The sequence below is a fragment of the Bacillus sp. N447-1 genome, from assembly GCF_022701035.1.
GTDB classification, from domain to species: domain Bacteria; phylum Bacillota; class Bacilli; order Bacillales; family Bacillaceae_G; genus Bacillus_A; species Bacillus_A cereus.
Map to the genome: position 1 here is coordinate 187,343 of NZ_CP065509.1, position 16,874 is coordinate 204,216.

Genomic DNA, 16,874 nt, shown 5'->3' on the forward strand with positions numbered 1-16,874 from the left:
GGGGGAGAACCATGAAAATTCTAATTCTAGGTGGTACACGTTTTTTAGGAAGAGCATTAGTAGAAGAGGCTTTAAAAAGAGGGCATGAAGTTACAATATTTAATCGCGGAACGAACAAAGAAATTTTTCCTGAAGTAGAGCAATTAATCGGTGACAGAAATAACGATGTATCAAGTTTAGAAAATCGAAAATGGGATGTTGTCGTGGATACATGTGGGTTTTCTCCACATCACATTCGGAATATTGGAGATGTCTTAAAAGATAATATAAAACATTATATATTCATCTCAAGCCTTTCCGTATATAAAGATTGGATTCCGCATGACATAAAAGAAGACTATATATTACAACCTGAACCAACGGAAGAGCAAATAAAGGGTGTAGAGAATGGTGAAATATCTCCTTATGAGCATTATGGCGCACTGAAAGTATTATGCGAAAAAGAAGCAGAGAAGTATTGGCCGGGGCGTGTTTTACACGTAAGAGCGGGACTTCTTTCGGGAATGTTTGATTATACGGATCGACTTCCATACTGGATTGGGCGTATAGCAAAGGGAGGAGAAGTGTTAGTTCCAGGAAGAAAAGACCGTCCAGTGCAGATAGTTGATATAAAAGATGTTGCATACTTTGGACTCAACATGGCAGAAAACAATAAAGCAGGTATATTCAATGTAACAGGTCCGAATGATGAATTGACGATGGAAGAGCTATTAAATACGTGTAAAAAGGTTACGAATAGTGATGCTGAATTTGTTTGGGTAGACGAATCGTTTATGAGTGAACATAATGTGCAGCCTTGGACAGAAATGCCTTTGTGGATTCCAGAAACTTTCCCATTAGATGGTGAGACGAAGCCGTGGAGAGGCGGGTTTTCTATTTGTATCGAAAGTGCGGTTAATGAAGGGCTTACTTTTAGAAGAATAGAAGAGACAGTTACAGATGTGTATGAGTGGATGGAGAGTACAGACGAATGGGAATTAAAAGCAGGTATTTCAGGCGAAAGGGAGAAGGAATTGTTAGAAAGATGGTATCAATAAATTTAGCGGAGTTCTTTGAATATGCTTGATTGCACATAAGGAGGAAAAGGTGATGTGGAAAGACACCATTCACAGTATCTCATCAAATTTAAGCTTGAAAAACCCAGCTACGAAGGATGAACTTACTGATATACAAAAATGTTTACATGTGGAGTTACCGAATGATTTATATCAATTATTACAGGAAACAAACGGTATAGAAGGTGAATACGGCGACTTTATATGGTCTGCTTCAAAAATTAAAACTGAAAATATGAATATGAGAAATATAGTTGATTTTAAGGATTTATACATGCCTTTTGACTGTTTATTATTTTTTGCTGATGGGGGAAATGGTGATTTGTTTGGCTATTCTATTTTGAATGGAAAAGTACAAAGAGATGATATATATGTATGGAACCATGAAAATGATAGTAGAACGTGGGTTGCTCCTTCTTTAAAGACTTTTATGGAGTGGTGGGAGAGTGGAAAGATAATAATTTAAATATAGTATCAAAAAAAGTGCCTTGTTACTAAAGAAACAAGGCACTTTTTCACGAATAATTAATCTACCACTCAATTGGTTCTTCCCCATACATCTCCCATAGCTTAGGAAACATCTTTTTTAAACCTTCCTCATCGTCTTCATCCCAATCTAACTCGATATCAACTTCCTCAAACTCTTCATTTGTTAAGACATGGTATAGTGTAAAGTATGTATCATCTTCATCCCCAGTCTTCTCCATGTAAGCTTCTTGCCCGAAATATAGAGTAAGCTCTTCAATCTCTGGAACGTCATACTCACACAAATTTTCTAATACAGAAATTAATCGTTCTGGATCTTCAATACAAGCTTCGTATGTCTCTTTTCCTTGATATAATAACCATCCGCGGAAGTAATCGAAAGTATCATCTGAACAGCCACCCATAATAATATAGGCTGCTGCCCATAAACGGGAGGTATAGGATTCTTTCAAAAGACGGTGCATATGCGTATCAAAAGCTACAATTTCATGTACTGTACGTTTAGCAAGGTGAGAAGTAAGCCATTCTATTTGTTCTTCTTGGTCCTCACCTTTCGTTTTTGCACGATTAAGTAGTTCCCAAAATTCTTCTTCGGTTATCGTTTTTTCTTTTATGTAATCTTCCCCTTGAATAGGGTCTATATATCCTTTTTTACGTTTGGAAGCAACTAGTTTAGTAGCTTCATTCATACATTCTTCTTCTGTTTCAAACTCTTTCGCTTTCACACTGCCAGCTGTGCCAATTTTTCCGTAAAACACAACATAGTCTTTTTCTTTCACAACGATTTTCCAAAACTTATTTGATTTCTCAGTTTGCTGGATTAATAACGTTTCCATTCGTACCCCCATAATGTTTTCTAGTGTGCAATGTGATTGTAACATATGTATATACACTTGTAATGATGGAAAATAATAGTTTAGAAAATTCAAAAACCGTTGAATGGAGTGGATAAATTTAGTAACCTTATTTGTACAGTAATTACATAATTGTTTTGTAATAATTCGATATTTATATAAGGGGGCGTTACGGATGGATCTTACGTTTAAAGTTGAGGAAACATGTTTTAATTACCGCGTTGGAGCAATTTGTAAACAGGATAATAAAATACTTATTCTGCAAGGTGACGGTGAAGATTTTTGGTACGTACCCGGTGGTAGAGTAAAAATGCTAGAGAATAGTGAAGATGCATTAAAACGAGAGCTTGCGGAAGAGATAGGTGTTCCTATTAAAAGGAAAAGGTTAATATGGTCAGTAGAAAATTTCTTTACACTTTCTGAGCGAAAGTTTCATGAAATTAGTTTTTATTATGAAGTAGAGCTACATGAGTTACCTGCGAGTGGAGCGGATCAATATATTTTGGAAGAAGAGGGTAGAACGTATTTGTTTAGATGGGTGCCAGTAGAAGAACTGCATACATATAACTTACAGCCTGCATTTATAAAAGAGAAAGTAAAGGATGTATCAGTTCACACAGAACATATCGTATTACAAAAGTAAATGTATTCGGAGGGGAAAATGGTGAAGGGAACTAAAAAAGAGATACATATAAATGACAAAGTAATTTATTACACACATATCGAAAAAGGTTCTAGTACCGTTTGCTTTATGTTTTCAGGTTCAGGATACAATTATGATAAGCCGTTATTTTATTACGCGACGATGCTTATGCTTGAACATAAAATTGATGTTGTACATATTCATTATTCTTACGACGAACAAGTAATGAATAAACCAATGGAAGAAGTAACGAAAGTAATGATGGATGATATTAATCCGGTAATAAATGAAGTATTAAAAGATGAGCAATACAACGAGACTATGTTTTTAGGGAAGTCACTTGGAACAATTCCGATTGCAAATGATTTAATGAGGAGAGACGATTTTTTACAGTCAAAAATGATAGTACTTACACCTTTACTAACTTTTGATTCCATTTTTGATTCTATTTTACATAGTAGTCACGAAGGGCTTTTAGTAATTGGGGATAAAGATCACCAATACAATGCAGGTCAAATTGATCAGTTATATAAAACGAATTTACAGATTGAAGTTGTCAAAAATGTAAATCATTCTGTAAATGTTGGGGGATATGAAACGGAAAATTCAATTGAGGCTATAGCGAAAATAATAGGAAAACTTAAAGAAGTTGTTAGGACAAACTAACCTATTAATACATGCAAAAGAGGTGCGAATTGCACCTCTTTTACTTTAATAAGCCTTCAAAACATGAAGTAAATAATCCTTACGATTCAGCGGATTATAATCAACACGTTTTCGAGTAGGGAAGGGAGCCATAAGCTTTGTGAAACCAGCTGGCTTCGTTGTAAATATGCCTTCTCCTTCTGTAAATGAATGAAGCATGCGTTTAAAATTCTCTGTTTTCGCAACAGGTAATGATCCTGTTAATTGGTAAGAATCATTATATAATATAGGCTCTGCAAAAGTTGCTGGAATAGTAGCAAGTTTATACATTGCGGTACTAATTGCTTGCTTCGGTACAGTTAATTCAAACTCGTTTACTGGTTCATATACATATGTTTCAGCTTTCTTTAAGGCATCCATTAGTACGAGTGGTGTTAAGTTTCTAAAATCACTCGCTGTTGTAACAGGACTAGCATAACCAGTATGTGTTAACGTGACAGAAATGTCCGTAACTTCCCATCCGTATAAACCTTGTTTTAACGTTTGAAATACAGTATCTTCAATTGCTTTATGAAATGCTAAAGGTAGTGAGCCAAGTTCAACGCCTAATTTATATGTTATGCCAGAATTAAGTTCACCACGTTCGACTTTGAATCCAACTGTTGCGTAAAAAGGATTCGCTTTTTCACCCATGACTTCAACGGAATTCCCAATGCCAATTGGTTTCTCCATACATACAACTCGCGTACTTGAAAAAGTAACCTGCAAATTATATTTCTCATAAAGTGTTGTTTCGATAACCTCTTTTTGTACTTCACCGAAAAGGCGAATATAAAGTTCATTATGAATATCATCTTTCCACACTTTAATGAGCGGATCTTCTTCACATAGTTCCATAAGTGCAGCGTATAAATCATGAATTCGTTCTTTTGGTACTGCATTGATGGCTGCTTCCATTTGTGGTTCGGCAAAGTGAGTATCTTTTATATAATCCGTACGTTCACCGATAATATCACCAATTTTAATATCATTCAGTCCCCACACTTTACAAAATTCACTGCTAGGAACGGTAGTAGTTTGAACGGCATCTCCATTATGAAATATGCACATTTTTTTTATCTTTTCCTTATGTGGTAGAGACTCATCGCGCTGTATATCAACATATTTTCTAACATGTAAGCTACCTGAAAAAACTCTTATATACGCAACCTTTTCTCCAGAAGGTTCACGTTCAATTTTAAAAACAACACCAGATAATGGTTCCTCTTGTGCCGATGTAAGAGCTGGCATTAGGGCCGGAAGTTTTTCAAGTATTTCAGTTACTCCTATACCTGTCATTGCTGAACCGAAAAAGATTGGATACACATTTGCTTGCTGTATTTGTTGTTCTAGTTTTTCTCTTAATAGTGCGTCCGGTATTATTTCGTTATTTACATATGATTCAAGTAACGATTCATTAAATGGTGTTAACAGTTCCATACAATCGTCATATGATTTGTATTCAATGATCCGGGCTTCTTTCGTTCCTTCGTTTAGAACAGAGTAGAAGGGGAATGCTTCATTTGAAAGAACCTCTTTTATTTGTTTCATAACTTTTTCAGTGTTTGCGCCACTACGATCAATTTTATTAACGAATAAAATAGTCGGTATGTTTAGTTTCTGTAATGTTCGCATTAAAATTTTTGTTTGTGCTTGCACACCTTCAACGGCAGAGATAACTAAAATCGCACCGTCTAGAACGCGGAATGATCGCTCCACTTCAGCGATAAAATCAGCGTGTCCAGGTGTATCAATGACATTTACTTTTACATCATCAATAAAGAAAGAAACGACAGATGCTTTAATCGTAATGCCGCGTTGTCTTTCTAATTCCATTGAGTCAGTTTGTGTATTACCACTATCTACTCGGCCAATTTCTTTAATCACATTCGTTTCATAAAGAATACGCTCAGTCAAACTCGTCTTGCCAGCGTCTACGTGCGCGACAATCCCTATATTTATTGTTGTCATTTGTGAATATCCTCATTTCATTTTCCATTTTCATTTCCTCATTTCTATTTGTGTATTGCCGCATTATCAATCACTCTCCAGTCATTTAAATTATTACTATTATAGTGCAATTAACATTATTTGTAACGCTACAAAGCGCCTTAATTTGGAAAAAATAAAATAAAAACAAAATGCTTGCATTCTAAATCGATATAGATTATATTAATTGACATATCAACTATTGATACATCAAATGTTTTTATTTTGATTGTAAAGGAGGGTTAATTTGACAAGTTCATGCTCAAAAGAAGCGATTATTTTATATAAATTACACTTTCTAAATAAAGAAGTAAGTTCGAAATTTGAAGGGTGTACGGGTATGAGCCAGTCTCGATTAGAGCTTATACTTCAATTATTTGAAGTAGGTGAAATTAGTCAAAAAGCACTTCAGCAAGAAGTGAATATTGATAATGCTGCGATAACAAGGCATTTAAAGCAGCTTGAGGCCAATGAAATGATTGTAAGACGTAAAAATCCAGATGATAACAGAATTACGTTAGTTTCTCTTACTGAAGAGGGGCGAAATAAAATTCAGGCGTTTCAAGAAGAAAAAGAACGTTTTGCAGCATCTGCATTTAAAGGATTAAGTGAGGAAGAACGCGATAATCTTTTAAATATGTTAAATCACATTCAAGAAAATATAAAAGAATTATAAAAAAGGGAGAATACAACTATGACTAACTCAGTAAAAACAAATGATTTTAACGAAATTTTAACAGGACGTCGTTCAATTCGTAAGTACGACCCTTCAGTGAAAATTAGCAAAGAAGAAATGACAGAAATTCTTACAGAAGCAACACTTGCACCATCTTCAGTAAACATGCAACCATGGAGATTCGTAGTGATTGAAAGTGACGAAGCGAAAGCAACACTTGCGCCACTTGCGAAATTCAATCAATCTCAAGTAGAAACGTCTTCAGCAATGATTGCTTTATTTGGTGATTTAAACAACTTTGATAACGCAGAAGAAATTTACGGTACAGCAGTAGAGCGTGGACTTATGCCAGCAGAAGTAAAAGAAGATCAAATGAAAAAACTTTCAGCTTACTTCTCTATGGTTACACCAGAAGTAATGAAAGATACGGTATTAATTGACGGTGGTCTTGTAGCAATGCAATTTATGCTAGCAGCTCGTGCGCACGGTTATGACACTTGTCCAATTGGTGGATTTGAGAAAGATCAAATCGCAGAAGCATTTGGACTAGATAAAGAAAGCTACGTACCAGTTATGTTAATTTCAATCGGGAAAGCTGCAGACAGTGGTTACCAATCAGTACGTCTTCCAATTGACAAAGTTGCTGAGTGGAAGTAATCTAATTAGGTCATAGAAATATATGGAATATGAAAGGGGAAACACCATGATTATTATTCACGCAATATTTCAAGTAGACCCAGCAAAACAACAAGCATTTTTAGAAGAAATTCAGCCACTCATTCATGGTTCAAGAGAAGAAAGTGGAAATGTATCTTATGACTTATATAAAGATACAGAAAAAGAAAGTGTTTATACGATGGTAGAAGTATGGAAAGATGAAGCAGCAGTTGCGAGCCATAATACGAGTGAACACTTCACATCTTTCGTTAGTAAAGCAGCACAATTTTTAACTGCTCCGCTTAATATAAAAGCTTATAATGGAGAGTTAGTAAAATAATAAGGTAGAAAAAGATGACTTTAGCATATGGCTGAAGTCATCTTTTTTGTATAAGTAGAATCCATTTTGGACTCAGTTATGTTGATAGATAAGCGTTGCTCGTATCCTCAGTAACAGTGCTGAATTGTATGTTAAATTCGAACATTCGGTTTATTGGGATATTTTTCCGTGGTATAATTTTCTTGTAAATAAAAGGTAGAGAGGAGCAAGTAATGGGAGAATTTCAAAGTAATTTGCATACGGCAACGCAACTTGCAACGAAAATGAGAAATGCTTCAGATAGAATGAAAAGTGCTACTAGTCGCTCTATAAATAAGGCAACGCGTACTACACTATCTGTGAACTTCAAGGCACAAGAAGCAAATCAACAAAATTTACAGATCACGAAACAATTTTGTACTGCTTTTCAACAAACAATTGATAATATCCATTCCGTAGCAAATGAATTTGAGAAAATGGATACAGGACTTCAAAAGACTTTTCAATAATGTAACAACCTACGTAAAGGGGAAAAGGTAGGGGGAAAAGATGAGTCAAGGAATTGAAACGAGAATCAATCAATGTAATCAAAAATTACGAATTATATTTGAAGAACAAAATGAAAACCGAATCGCGCTGCAAAATCAAGAACGAGCTGAGGCTAGTTTTCATGAATGGAAAAATAGAAGTAATCGTTTATTTAACCGAATACTAGAAACTTGGCACGGCGACAAAGAAGTGTTTCACCTTTTTACGAATATGCGGCAAGAAATCGGACAGTATGAAAGAAAACTTACATTCGAATTAGAAAATGAAAAAGAGACGTTGCTTAAAGAAAAACGGCATCTCAGTGAGAAAGAAAACGACCTTTCCTATGAACAGCAGCAACTACAAAGGGAGGCCAATACATGAGTTTAAACATGTATTTGGGAGAAGTACAAAGTCAAACTCAAAGTATGAACGCTATATGTAATGCTACGATTCAAAGTATGGAACAAGTCATTCAATCTATTGATGCCTTTGCGATAGACACAGTATTACAAGGACAAACATACAGTAGTGCAAAATCCTACCTTGTCCAAACATTTCGGCCATTAGCGCAAGGAATTATATGCTTATGTGAAGAATTAATTCGCCAAAACGAAGCATTTCCAAATGAGTTCCAAGCGAAAGTTGCTTCGACAGATGTGATTGAACAAGAAATAAGAGAACAAATAAGGGGAATTAATCAATCGATTACAAGTATAGAAGCAATAGAAGTACTTACACCAATGCCCGGAGTAGGTGCAATTGTAACGGTATTAGGTGCAATGAGAAAAAAACTGGAAGAAAAACTAGAGCATTTATATGAATTCAATCATTCATCCAGCAACAACTACAGCACCGCTCTCCAATTAGCAGCTAGCATCACAGCCGGACTCGCTGAAGTGCAAAGCGGGAAAGGATTTAGTCCTGTGAGTGGGACGTTTAGTACACAAGGGTTGAATATGGATTGGGTGAGTTCGATTCAGGGGATTATAGAAGAACAAGCTCGAAAAAATGATCAGTCAATTAAAGATATAGAAACAAATAACATAATTGAGAAGAAATCTCCGGTTAGAAATGCTTGGGACGATGCGACAGACAGTATAGTTGGCACGTTTGAAACAGCGAAAAAGATGTGGGAAGCTATTCAAAGAGGCTCGGGGAAAGCTATTGGTGATGAAATCGAGTCCGCAATAGCTTTAAGTAATATGGACATAGGAACTTTTATTAATGTAACCTATGCACTTTTCCATTTGGATGAAACTGCAAAAAATATGTGGCATGCATTTTCAAATAAAATAAAACGAGATATGATAGAGGGAGATGCAGAGAGTCGTACAGAATTGACTACCTATGGATTAACACAAATAGCTACCACAATATTAGGCGATAGGGCACTAAATAAAGTAGGCCATATCACAAAAGGAGCAAAAGCATCAAGTGGAGTAAGTACATTTGCTAATGCAGTAAAACTAGCAAAAGAATTGAAGCCTACGCTTGAAATGTTACAATCATTTAAGAGAGAGGCTTCCTATGCATTCTCTAGTGTTGGTGGAACTATCATAACCAAAATACCACAAGGTGAATTGATAGAAGCTTATTATAAGTTTGCGAAGTCTAAAGATGGTGGTAAGGGTACGGTTAAAATTGATTACGATTTAGCTAAAGATTATATTAGAGATGTAGAGTCAAAAACAGGATTGAAGCTTCATAAAAACCAAGTAGAACAATTAAAGGCTGCTCTAAGGGAACATAAGTATGAAAAAATGACGCCATTGGAAACGTTAAAACACAGAAATAAATTTAACAGTGTGAAAAACAAATTGATAAGTGAATGGGAAGAAAAAACAGGGCAAACATGGCCAAGATATACTGAGGAAGTTTATGATAAAAAAGGTAGAGTAGTAAGGGATATTGGGCAACCCTATGATGCGCATCATATTATAGAGAATAATTTTGGTGGGCCTCATGAATGGTGGAATATACATCCAGCTAAATTTCCTGATGAACATCAGGCAGGAATTCATGGTAAAGGGTCACCATCAAATAAATTATTTCCAAGGAGGTAGTTTTAATGGCTACATTTGATTTTATAAGAAATAGTCATCATAAGTTTTTTAAATTACAAGAAAATGAACTTATAGTGGCAGAAGAGAGACTTGGATTTGCATTTCCTAATGAACTTAGAAATTTTTACTTAGAAGTTGGCTATGGTTTCATAAAAGGAAATAATGTGGATGCAATAAATAGAATAATGGATCCAGATACTATAGCAGATATTACATTGAGAGAAGGTATTTACGAGTTTGATCCAGATTTAGAGGGGATATACGAGGAAGAAGATAAATTGGTTTTTTATGAAGTAAACGAGGGTGTATATTTAACACTTGATTTGAATACTCCTCAACAAACTCCTGTATATTTTTTTGAGACTCAAATAGCTGATTCATTGGAGGAATTTATACGAAAAATTAATCAGGATACTGAATACTTTGTGAATATGGTTGATTAATACTCTAGTATAGATTAAAAGTCTACAGTAATAAGTAAACAAACGAGATTGGTTATAGTAACTTTATAAGTATTATAGTCATACTTACTACTCAATGTATACTTTACACACGAGAATGACAAAGTTCGTGGTGCTAAAGTTAAATATACACTGACACATAAGACAAGCAAACGAAAAAGCACTTATTTTTGAAGTGGACAGAAAAAGAATAGGCTGTTAAAAAGTATATACTTCATGATGGTTGTACCATCATAGAGTATTACGTGCAATGATAGAATAGAAAATGAAGTACGAGCTTAGGCGAGAAAACATTTTACTGTGCGACGAATATAAAGACATGGAATGGACATTAAATTAACGAACTCGTACAAACTCGTAAGTTTTAACATAGTAGTTGTCACGACATATAAAAGGTGTCATACTGTTACTATAAAACTTACAAATTTATGCTACTTAAAAACATATGAACTTAAAGCACTTGATTGTCAATTAAAGGCAACAAGTGCTTTTTTGCGTTTTAGGATAGAAATGAGTAGACACATTATAATTTTATAAGTGTGCTAAGTATTAAATTTTTATAGATTGTAATGGTTGTGAACAGGGTACGACGATAGTAGAGGAAAAAATAAAGGGTTGTGTTACTTTTTGAAGTCATCGTAAAGTACGTTTTAACGGATGGACGTTATGCACACGTTATCCGCAAAAAAAACGGGTAAACGTTACATGGATTGTAATTACTGTAACGGGAGAGGACTCAATATGGAAGAGAAAGTAGTTGGTTATGTACGAGTTTCAACAGAAGGGCAAGTACGTGAAGGGTACAGCTTAACATATCAAGTAGAAGAAATTGAACGGTACTGCATTGAAAATGAACTACAACTGCTTCACATATACGAAGATAAAGGAATTAGTGGAGCGACAGTAGATGAAGATGGATTAACAGTTGAACGTGAAGGTTTACAAGAATTATTGTCAGATATGACATATCATCAAGTGAGCCACGTGATTGTACTAAATACATCTCGGTTATGGTGCTCTGATATGGCAAAAGTGTTAATACAACGAGAGCTAAAGAAATACAAGGTAGATGTGAAAGCAATTGAACAACCAAATTACAGTATATACACACATGACCCGAATGACTTTTTAGTAAATGGCATGTTAGAACTACTAGATCAATATCAACGTCTTGAGATTTCATTAAAGCTAAGTCGAGGTAGAAAGAAGAAAGCGGAACAAGGTGGATATGCAGGTGGCGGTGTGATGTTTGGTTACAGGGCAAACAAAGGACAGAAAGTATTAGAAGTAGATGCGGAGAAAGCGGTGGTTGTGCGTAGACTATTTGAGTTACGATACTTTTTTAGGCATTGGTCACTCTCTCAATTGGCAGAACGACTGAATGTAGAGGGTTATCGTACGGAGAAAGGAAAACAATTTACGAAAGTACAAGTGAAACGCATGTTAGACCGAGAGAGTTTTTATCGAGGGATATACACATATGGTCAAATACAGGCAAATGGGAAACATCCAGCAATTATTTTATAAACTCACTTAAAAAATTAGCTCATTTTACTATACATACTACTAGAGTGATGAAAAATGGATAGGCTTGCGTACCTATGCGCATCGGAAGATGAACGCTCGAACTAAGGTTGCCGACATTTTTATATATGACTAAATCATTGAATAGAGGGATGAGTTATGCATAATAGGCAGAACTATTTGTATGTAGGAGTAGATTTACATAAGGAGCATCATACGGCTGTTATTATTAATTGTTGGCAAGAGAAACTAGGAGAAATACAATTTGAGAATAAACCATCTGCATTTTCGAAGTTTTTATTAGAAGTAGAGACATATGTGAGTGATGGATTATCAGTTGTATTTGGTTTAGAAGATGTTGGTGGTTATGGAAGAGCGTTAGCGAAGTATTTAGTAGATCATGAACGAGTGGTGAAAGAAGTAAATCCAGCTTTATCATTTTTAGAACGTAAAAGTGAGGTAATGATTAAAAAGAACGATAGCTGGGATGCAGAATGTGTAGCACGCATATTGGTAAGCAAATTTAATCAACTACCAGATGCAAAGCCGCACGATTTATTTTGGTCGATACAACAACTAGTTTCAAGAAGGAATGCATTAGTAAAAGCACAAGCAGCTTTGAAAAATCAACTACATATTCAATTGAACCACCATTATCCAAGTTATAAAAAGTTTTTCTCAGAGATAGATGGCAAAACGACATTGGCATTTTGGCAGCAATATCCGTCACCTTCTTGTTTAGAGGGGACGAATATAAAGCGATTGACAGCTTTTTTATTAGATGTTAGCAACAATACATGCTCAGTAAAGAAAGCAAGTGACATATTAAAGCTTGTAAAAGAAGATGGACAAACAATGAAGGAGTATCAAGAAACACGAGACTTTTTAGTGAGAAGTATTGTTAGGGACATTGTATTTAAAAAACAGGAAATGAAGTACATTGAGAGAGAACTAAAACAGTTAATGAATGTATTAGATTATCAATTAGACACAATGCCGGGAATAGAACTTGTGACGGCATCAGCATTAATCGCAGAAATTGGGGATGTAAGGCGATTTCCAAATGCCAATAAATTAGCACGGTTTGCGGGGATTGCGCCTGTTTACTTTGGTTCTGGTGGGAAAGGTAAGGCACATAAAAGTAAACAAGGAAACAGGGCGTTACACGCTTTATTTTATAACTTAGCAGTACAGCAAGTACAAGTAGCAAAAGGAAGTAAGATGCCACGAAACCCAGTGTTTCATGCATACTATCAAAAGAAACTTAAAGAGGGGAAAACAAAAGGACAAGCATTGGTATGTATTATGAGAAAACTTGTAAACATTGTTTATGGAATGATGAAACATAAAACAGCATATGAATTGCCGGTAGTACAAGAGAAGGAAGTAGTTTAATAAGGTTTTATATGGTTTGTTTTTTTATTGTGAGAGTTTAAGATTACAACATAGGGTACGGGTGAAACACTATCTAAAAAGAAATCAATACCGGACTTTGTGAAAAAGCAATGGGAAGCAGGGAATAGATTTAATAAGGAAAATCGTCCTCGATATCCTTATAATGAAGTAGAGTTAGAGGCAAAGGAAATCAATGGGAAGAAATATGTTGTAGATTCTTATATTCCGGGTGAAGAAATTGTCTCGAGGAAATTTACCCAATTGGCTGAAGTAAAAGAAAAGACGGCATTAAGTTATCTAAGTGAGTTTACTAAAAAGTATTCTTCCGGTTCAGAAATTTCTTCAGGTAAATTTAATCCTAATGCTTTAAAAGGTGGTCGACTAGATGGAGAGTTAATTTTGGAAATCCCTGTACAAACAAAGCCAGTTCCACAAAAAATTATTGAAGAGGCGAATGAGAAAGGGATTATTATTCGTGATATTAATGGGAAGGTGTATAATTAATGGAAATTTATTATTGTGATAAGTGGTCTAATATAAAAAAGAAGCCTTGGAATATTATTGATGAGAATGCAGCCAAGACACTTCATGAAAATCGTCATTCTTATACTGCTGTTCTTAGTGATGGAGAGCAGCCAAAGTATTTAGTAAATGTCACTGAGAAATGGGTATCGGTAAGTTTTTTGGATGATTTTCTTCGTAAATATTTACACTACGATTTTATTGTTAAAGAAGATAATAGACTATTCCTAAGGACAATAATGTATTGGGAATATGACGGGGATACACAGTTAAAAAGTATGATTTTGGGGTATCAAGAAAATGGTCATATTGCTATGGAGCAAAAAGATTCTAAAACTGGAGAAGTAGAAGAGCGAGAGACAAAAGATGATGTATCTAGAAATTGGGATACATTCCCTGAGTTTGGCCAATACTTATATTTGTGCAAAGAAGAGAGATAATTCTTTTGAATATAAGAACAATAACTAGGCGAGATAGCTATTAGTGAGCTAAGAATATAAATAAATGGAATAAACATGAAACTAATGAATTCCTAAGTTTTAAAGATATTGTAAAGTTAATTGAAAATCCCCTCAAATGATCCTACTTAATAAGCAGATGAACTTAAAGCACTTGATTGCCGACTAAAAGCAACAAGTGCTTTTTATTTCGGAATTACAATATTTGGTGAATTATATATCCAAAAATACCAAAACAAAAGTTTCAAATGATGAAGTGCTTCCACAATTCTCTTTCATGATATGAAGAAGTTTTCAACGACTGGATTATCGTAGCAGAAGTAGGAACTGGGGGGGGAGCGTCACAAATTGTTATTCCATTAGATATAGCAGCAACAGCTACTGGGGCAAGTCTTTTTGTACATGGTGGATTTGTTTGGAATAAATCGATTCAAAATACTAAGGATACTATTCAAAAAATCCAGTCTTCTGGTGGAGGTAAGGGTGCGAGTAATCGAATACCTTCTTATGGAAAAGATTCTGTACCTAAAGGCCCATACCGTGAAGTAAATGGTTATCCAATAAAAGTGAAAGCAGGAGCTCAAGAGAAGCATATTCCCGATACACCGAACTATAAACAAGAATTAGCAAATGGAAAAAATAAGAGCATTTTCTATGGAGATAATAAAATAGCACAAGAATTGCTTGATAAGTTCGCCGGGAAAGGTCAACTACTACCAAACGGTAAAAAAGAAAGAGTAGACTTTGGTAAAACAATTGGAAAATACTATGATCGTGATACTGGTGAATACCTTGAAACTACTAGAGGAATGATTCATTATGGAAAAGACGGAGCACATATAGTGCCTTCAGAACCACTAAAGAAGTAATAAGAGGGGGATATACATGAAATATGATCCTTTAATAAAAACGTTAAAAGAGTATAAAGATAGAGACTTGATAATAGAGTGGGAAAGTGGATTGAAAATTATTGGTGAACCAGACACACTTTTTGAAACAGACAATGGGTTAGATGACGATGATGTGAATTATACCGAATACTATGCCGTTACATTTCAAGTGAATGATATTTTAGCGCATCCTACTAGGGAAGAAAATAGTTTATATAATTGGTTAATACAAAAGAAAGGCTCGTTAGTTGAAATTTCTCTTTATGATGATCCACCAATTGCAGTATTTTTAACTGACGGAAAAAGAGTATGGGAAAGAGAAATATGTAAATAATAGGTGGTATTTAAAATGAGACCTTGATTGGCATATATACCAATCAAGGTTTTTTTCTATGTTTTTACACCTGTAAAGGGTGTTCATCGGTGGTATAAAATTGGCTATAAGAAAAAGAGACGGGTGGGAGTATGAGTGTACTTAGGATATCTAATAAGAAATCTCAATGCCGATTTTGTGAAAAAACAATGAGAAGAACTTAGGGGATTATAGAAGAAACAGCCCAAAAAATGATCAGTCAATTAAAGATATAGAAACAAATAACATAATTGAGGAGAAATCTCCGGTTAGAAATGCTTGGGACGATGTGGCAGACGGTATAGTTGGCACGTTTGAAACAGCGAAAAAGATGTGGGAAGCTATTCAAAGAGGCTCGGGGAAAGCTATTGGTGATGAAATCGAGTCCGCAATAGCTTTAAGTAATATGGACATAGGAACTTTTATTAATGTAACCTATGCACTTTTCCATTTGGATGAAACTGCAAAAAATATGTGGCATGCATTTTCAAATAAAATAAAACGAGATATGATAGAGGGAGATGCAGAGAGTCGTACAGAATTGACTACCTATGGATTAACACAAATAGCTACCACAATATTAGGCGATAGGGCACTAAATAAAGTAGGCCATATCACAAAAGGAGCAAAAGCATCAAGTGGAGTAAGTACATTTGCTAATGCAGTAAAACTAGCAAAAGAATTGAAGCCTACGCTTGAAATGTTACAATCATTTAAGAGAGAGGCTTCCTATGCATTCTCTAGTGTTGGTGGAACTATCATAACCAAAATACCACAAGGTGAATTGATAGAAGCTTATTATAAGTTTGCGAAGTCTAAAGATGGTGGTAAGGGTACAGGTGGATTCAGTAATGGAACTAGTCGGGCTAACAAGGTTAATATACCCGAAAGTAGCATTAAACATTCAAATGTAGGTGACTTTACAACACATCCTAAAACAGGAGATATTTCAAAAATGAAGGGTGGAGGACATGGACAAAGTAATATTGAATTTTTGGAAAAAAATAATGTAGATTATAATATAAATAAAGTATACGAAAACGGTGTTAGGGTAGGTAATGTGCCTGGACACAAGGTGAAAGCAAAAAGAACAGGTTCCAATCAATCATGGTTTCCAGAAAGCTGGACAGAGTCTGATATTACAGCAGCAGGTGCTAAGATTGCTGAATTGCCCGGATTTGCGAATACAGAAAATGGTGTGGCTATTTTTGGAGAGTATAATGGGGTTAGGGTTGGAGTTATAAAAACAAATGGAGAGATAGGGACTATTTTTCCAGATGCGACTAAACAACCGTAGATAGAGTTTGGAGGATTA

General features: G+C 35.1%; 19 protein-coding genes and 2 pseudogenes. 19 read left to right on the forward strand and 2 right to left on the reverse strand.

The genetic code is table 11. The features are described 5' to 3' along the window. Positions 1–11: 11 nt before the first annotated feature. Both IQ781_RS00860 and IQ781_RS00865 read left to right on the forward strand, forming a co-directional pair. Positions 12–1,037, forward strand: a complete 1,026-nt coding sequence (locus IQ781_RS00860; RefSeq protein ID WP_063220518.1) for an SDR family oxidoreductase — start codon at positions 12–14, stop codon at positions 1,035–1,037. A gap of 52 nt (positions 1,038–1,089) precedes the next feature. Then, positions 1,090–1,521 carry an SMI1/KNR4 family protein gene (locus IQ781_RS00865; RefSeq protein ID WP_063220519.1) on the forward strand — a complete coding sequence of 144 codons (432 nt, stop codon included), beginning with the start codon at positions 1,090–1,092 and terminating at the stop codon, positions 1,519–1,521. A 64-nt stretch (positions 1,522–1,585) separates the two neighbouring features. Here the strand turns inward: IQ781_RS00865 and IQ781_RS00870 are convergent, their stop codons facing one another. Further along, a complete protein-coding gene (locus IQ781_RS00870) occupies positions 1,586–2,377 on the reverse strand; it encodes a DUF4240 domain-containing protein (protein ID WP_065382346.1) in 792 nt (263 codons plus the stop codon). A gap of 193 nt (positions 2,378–2,570) precedes the next feature. On the opposite strand from IQ781_RS00870, the gene IQ781_RS00875 reads away from it, so the two are divergent. Continuing rightward, the gene (locus tag IQ781_RS00875; protein ID WP_063220521.1) at positions 2,571–3,038 is read left to right on the forward strand and encodes an NUDIX hydrolase; all 468 of its coding nucleotides are present in this window, start codon (positions 2,571–2,573) and stop codon (positions 3,036–3,038) included. Next, complete coding sequence (locus tag IQ781_RS00880; protein ID WP_167316397.1) at positions 3,039–3,704, forward strand: alpha/beta hydrolase; 666 nt, start codon at positions 3,039–3,041, stop codon at positions 3,702–3,704. It abuts the gene before it with no gap. 45 nt (positions 3,705–3,749) lie between these two features. Here IQ781_RS00880 and IQ781_RS00885 read toward each other — a convergent pair whose 3' ends face one another. Further along, positions 3,750–5,693 (reverse strand): elongation factor G, encoded by a 1,944-nt coding sequence (locus tag IQ781_RS00885; RefSeq protein ID WP_063220522.1) that lies wholly within the window; start codon positions 5,691–5,693, stop codon positions 3,750–3,752. A gap of 265 nt (positions 5,694–5,958) precedes the next feature. Between IQ781_RS00885 and IQ781_RS00890 the strand changes: the two genes are divergently transcribed. From IQ781_RS00890 to IQ781_RS00955, 15 genes and pseudogenes are all read left to right on the forward strand, one after another. Continuing rightward, positions 5,959–6,387, forward strand: coding sequence for a MarR family winged helix-turn-helix transcriptional regulator (locus tag IQ781_RS00890; protein ID WP_000204162.1), 429 nt, complete (start codon positions 5,959–5,961; stop codon positions 6,385–6,387). Between the two features lie 18 nt (positions 6,388–6,405). Beyond that, a complete protein-coding gene (locus tag IQ781_RS00895; protein WP_000185392.1) occupies positions 6,406–7,044 on the forward strand; it encodes a nitroreductase family protein in 639 nt (212 codons plus the stop codon). A gap of 46 nt (positions 7,045–7,090) precedes the next feature. Further along, positions 7,091–7,384: a putative quinol monooxygenase gene (locus tag IQ781_RS00900; RefSeq protein WP_000583805.1), complete on the forward strand. Its 294-nt coding sequence runs from the start codon at positions 7,091–7,093 to the stop codon at positions 7,382–7,384. A 212-nt stretch (positions 7,385–7,596) separates the two neighbouring features. Then, positions 7,597–7,872, forward strand: coding sequence for a TIGR04197 family type VII secretion effector (locus IQ781_RS00905; protein WP_000503635.1), 276 nt, complete (start codon positions 7,597–7,599; stop codon positions 7,870–7,872). Between the two features lie 40 nt (positions 7,873–7,912). After that, on the forward strand, positions 7,913–8,275 hold the full coding sequence (locus IQ781_RS00910) for a DUF3958 family protein (protein ID WP_000077520.1): 363 nt from the start codon (positions 7,913–7,915) through the stop codon (positions 8,273–8,275). After that, entirely contained in the window at positions 8,272–9,957 is a 1,686-nt protein-coding gene (locus IQ781_RS00915; RefSeq protein ID WP_065212577.1) for a T7SS effector LXG polymorphic toxin, read from the forward strand. Before IQ781_RS00910 ends, IQ781_RS00915 begins: the two co-directional genes overlap by 4 nt. 5 nt (positions 9,958–9,962) lie before the next feature. Beyond that, positions 9,963–10,400, forward strand: coding sequence for an SMI1/KNR4 family protein (locus IQ781_RS00920; protein WP_000190068.1), 438 nt, complete (start codon positions 9,963–9,965; stop codon positions 10,398–10,400). 348 nt (positions 10,401–10,748) lie between these two features. Further along, complete coding sequence (locus IQ781_RS28255; RefSeq protein ID WP_306292718.1) at positions 10,749–10,955, forward strand: hypothetical protein; 207 nt, start codon at positions 10,749–10,751, stop codon at positions 10,953–10,955. Between the two features lie 204 nt (positions 10,956–11,159). Further along, positions 11,160–11,945, forward strand: coding sequence for a recombinase family protein (locus tag IQ781_RS00925; RefSeq protein WP_063220893.1), 786 nt, complete (start codon positions 11,160–11,162; stop codon positions 11,943–11,945). Between the two features lie 156 nt (positions 11,946–12,101). Next, positions 12,102–13,337, forward strand: coding sequence for an IS110 family RNA-guided transposase (locus IQ781_RS00930; RefSeq protein WP_242808212.1), 1,236 nt, complete (start codon positions 12,102–12,104; stop codon positions 13,335–13,337). Positions 13,338–13,436: 99 nt separating this feature from the next. Beyond that, complete coding sequence (locus IQ781_RS00935) at positions 13,437–13,841, forward strand: hypothetical protein (RefSeq protein WP_000745181.1); 405 nt, start codon at positions 13,437–13,439, stop codon at positions 13,839–13,841. Then, positions 13,841–14,299: a hypothetical protein gene (locus tag IQ781_RS00940; RefSeq protein WP_000409336.1), complete on the forward strand. Its 459-nt coding sequence runs from the start codon at positions 13,841–13,843 to the stop codon at positions 14,297–14,299. The genes IQ781_RS00935 and IQ781_RS00940 overlap by 1 nt, the downstream gene beginning before the upstream one ends. A gap of 326 nt (positions 14,300–14,625) precedes the next feature. Continuing rightward, positions 14,626–15,186: pseudogene (locus tag IQ781_RS00945) on the forward strand (polymorphic toxin type 50 domain-containing protein); the annotation flags it as partial. Between the two features lie 16 nt (positions 15,187–15,202). After that, positions 15,203–15,541 carry a hypothetical protein gene (locus tag IQ781_RS00950; RefSeq protein WP_000872895.1) on the forward strand — a complete coding sequence of 113 codons (339 nt, stop codon included), beginning with the start codon at positions 15,203–15,205 and terminating at the stop codon, positions 15,539–15,541. A gap of 203 nt (positions 15,542–15,744) precedes the next feature. Next, positions 15,745–16,856: pseudogene (locus tag IQ781_RS00955) on the forward strand (EndoU domain-containing protein); the annotation flags it as partial. Between the last annotated feature and the right edge of the window lie 18 nt (positions 16,857–16,874).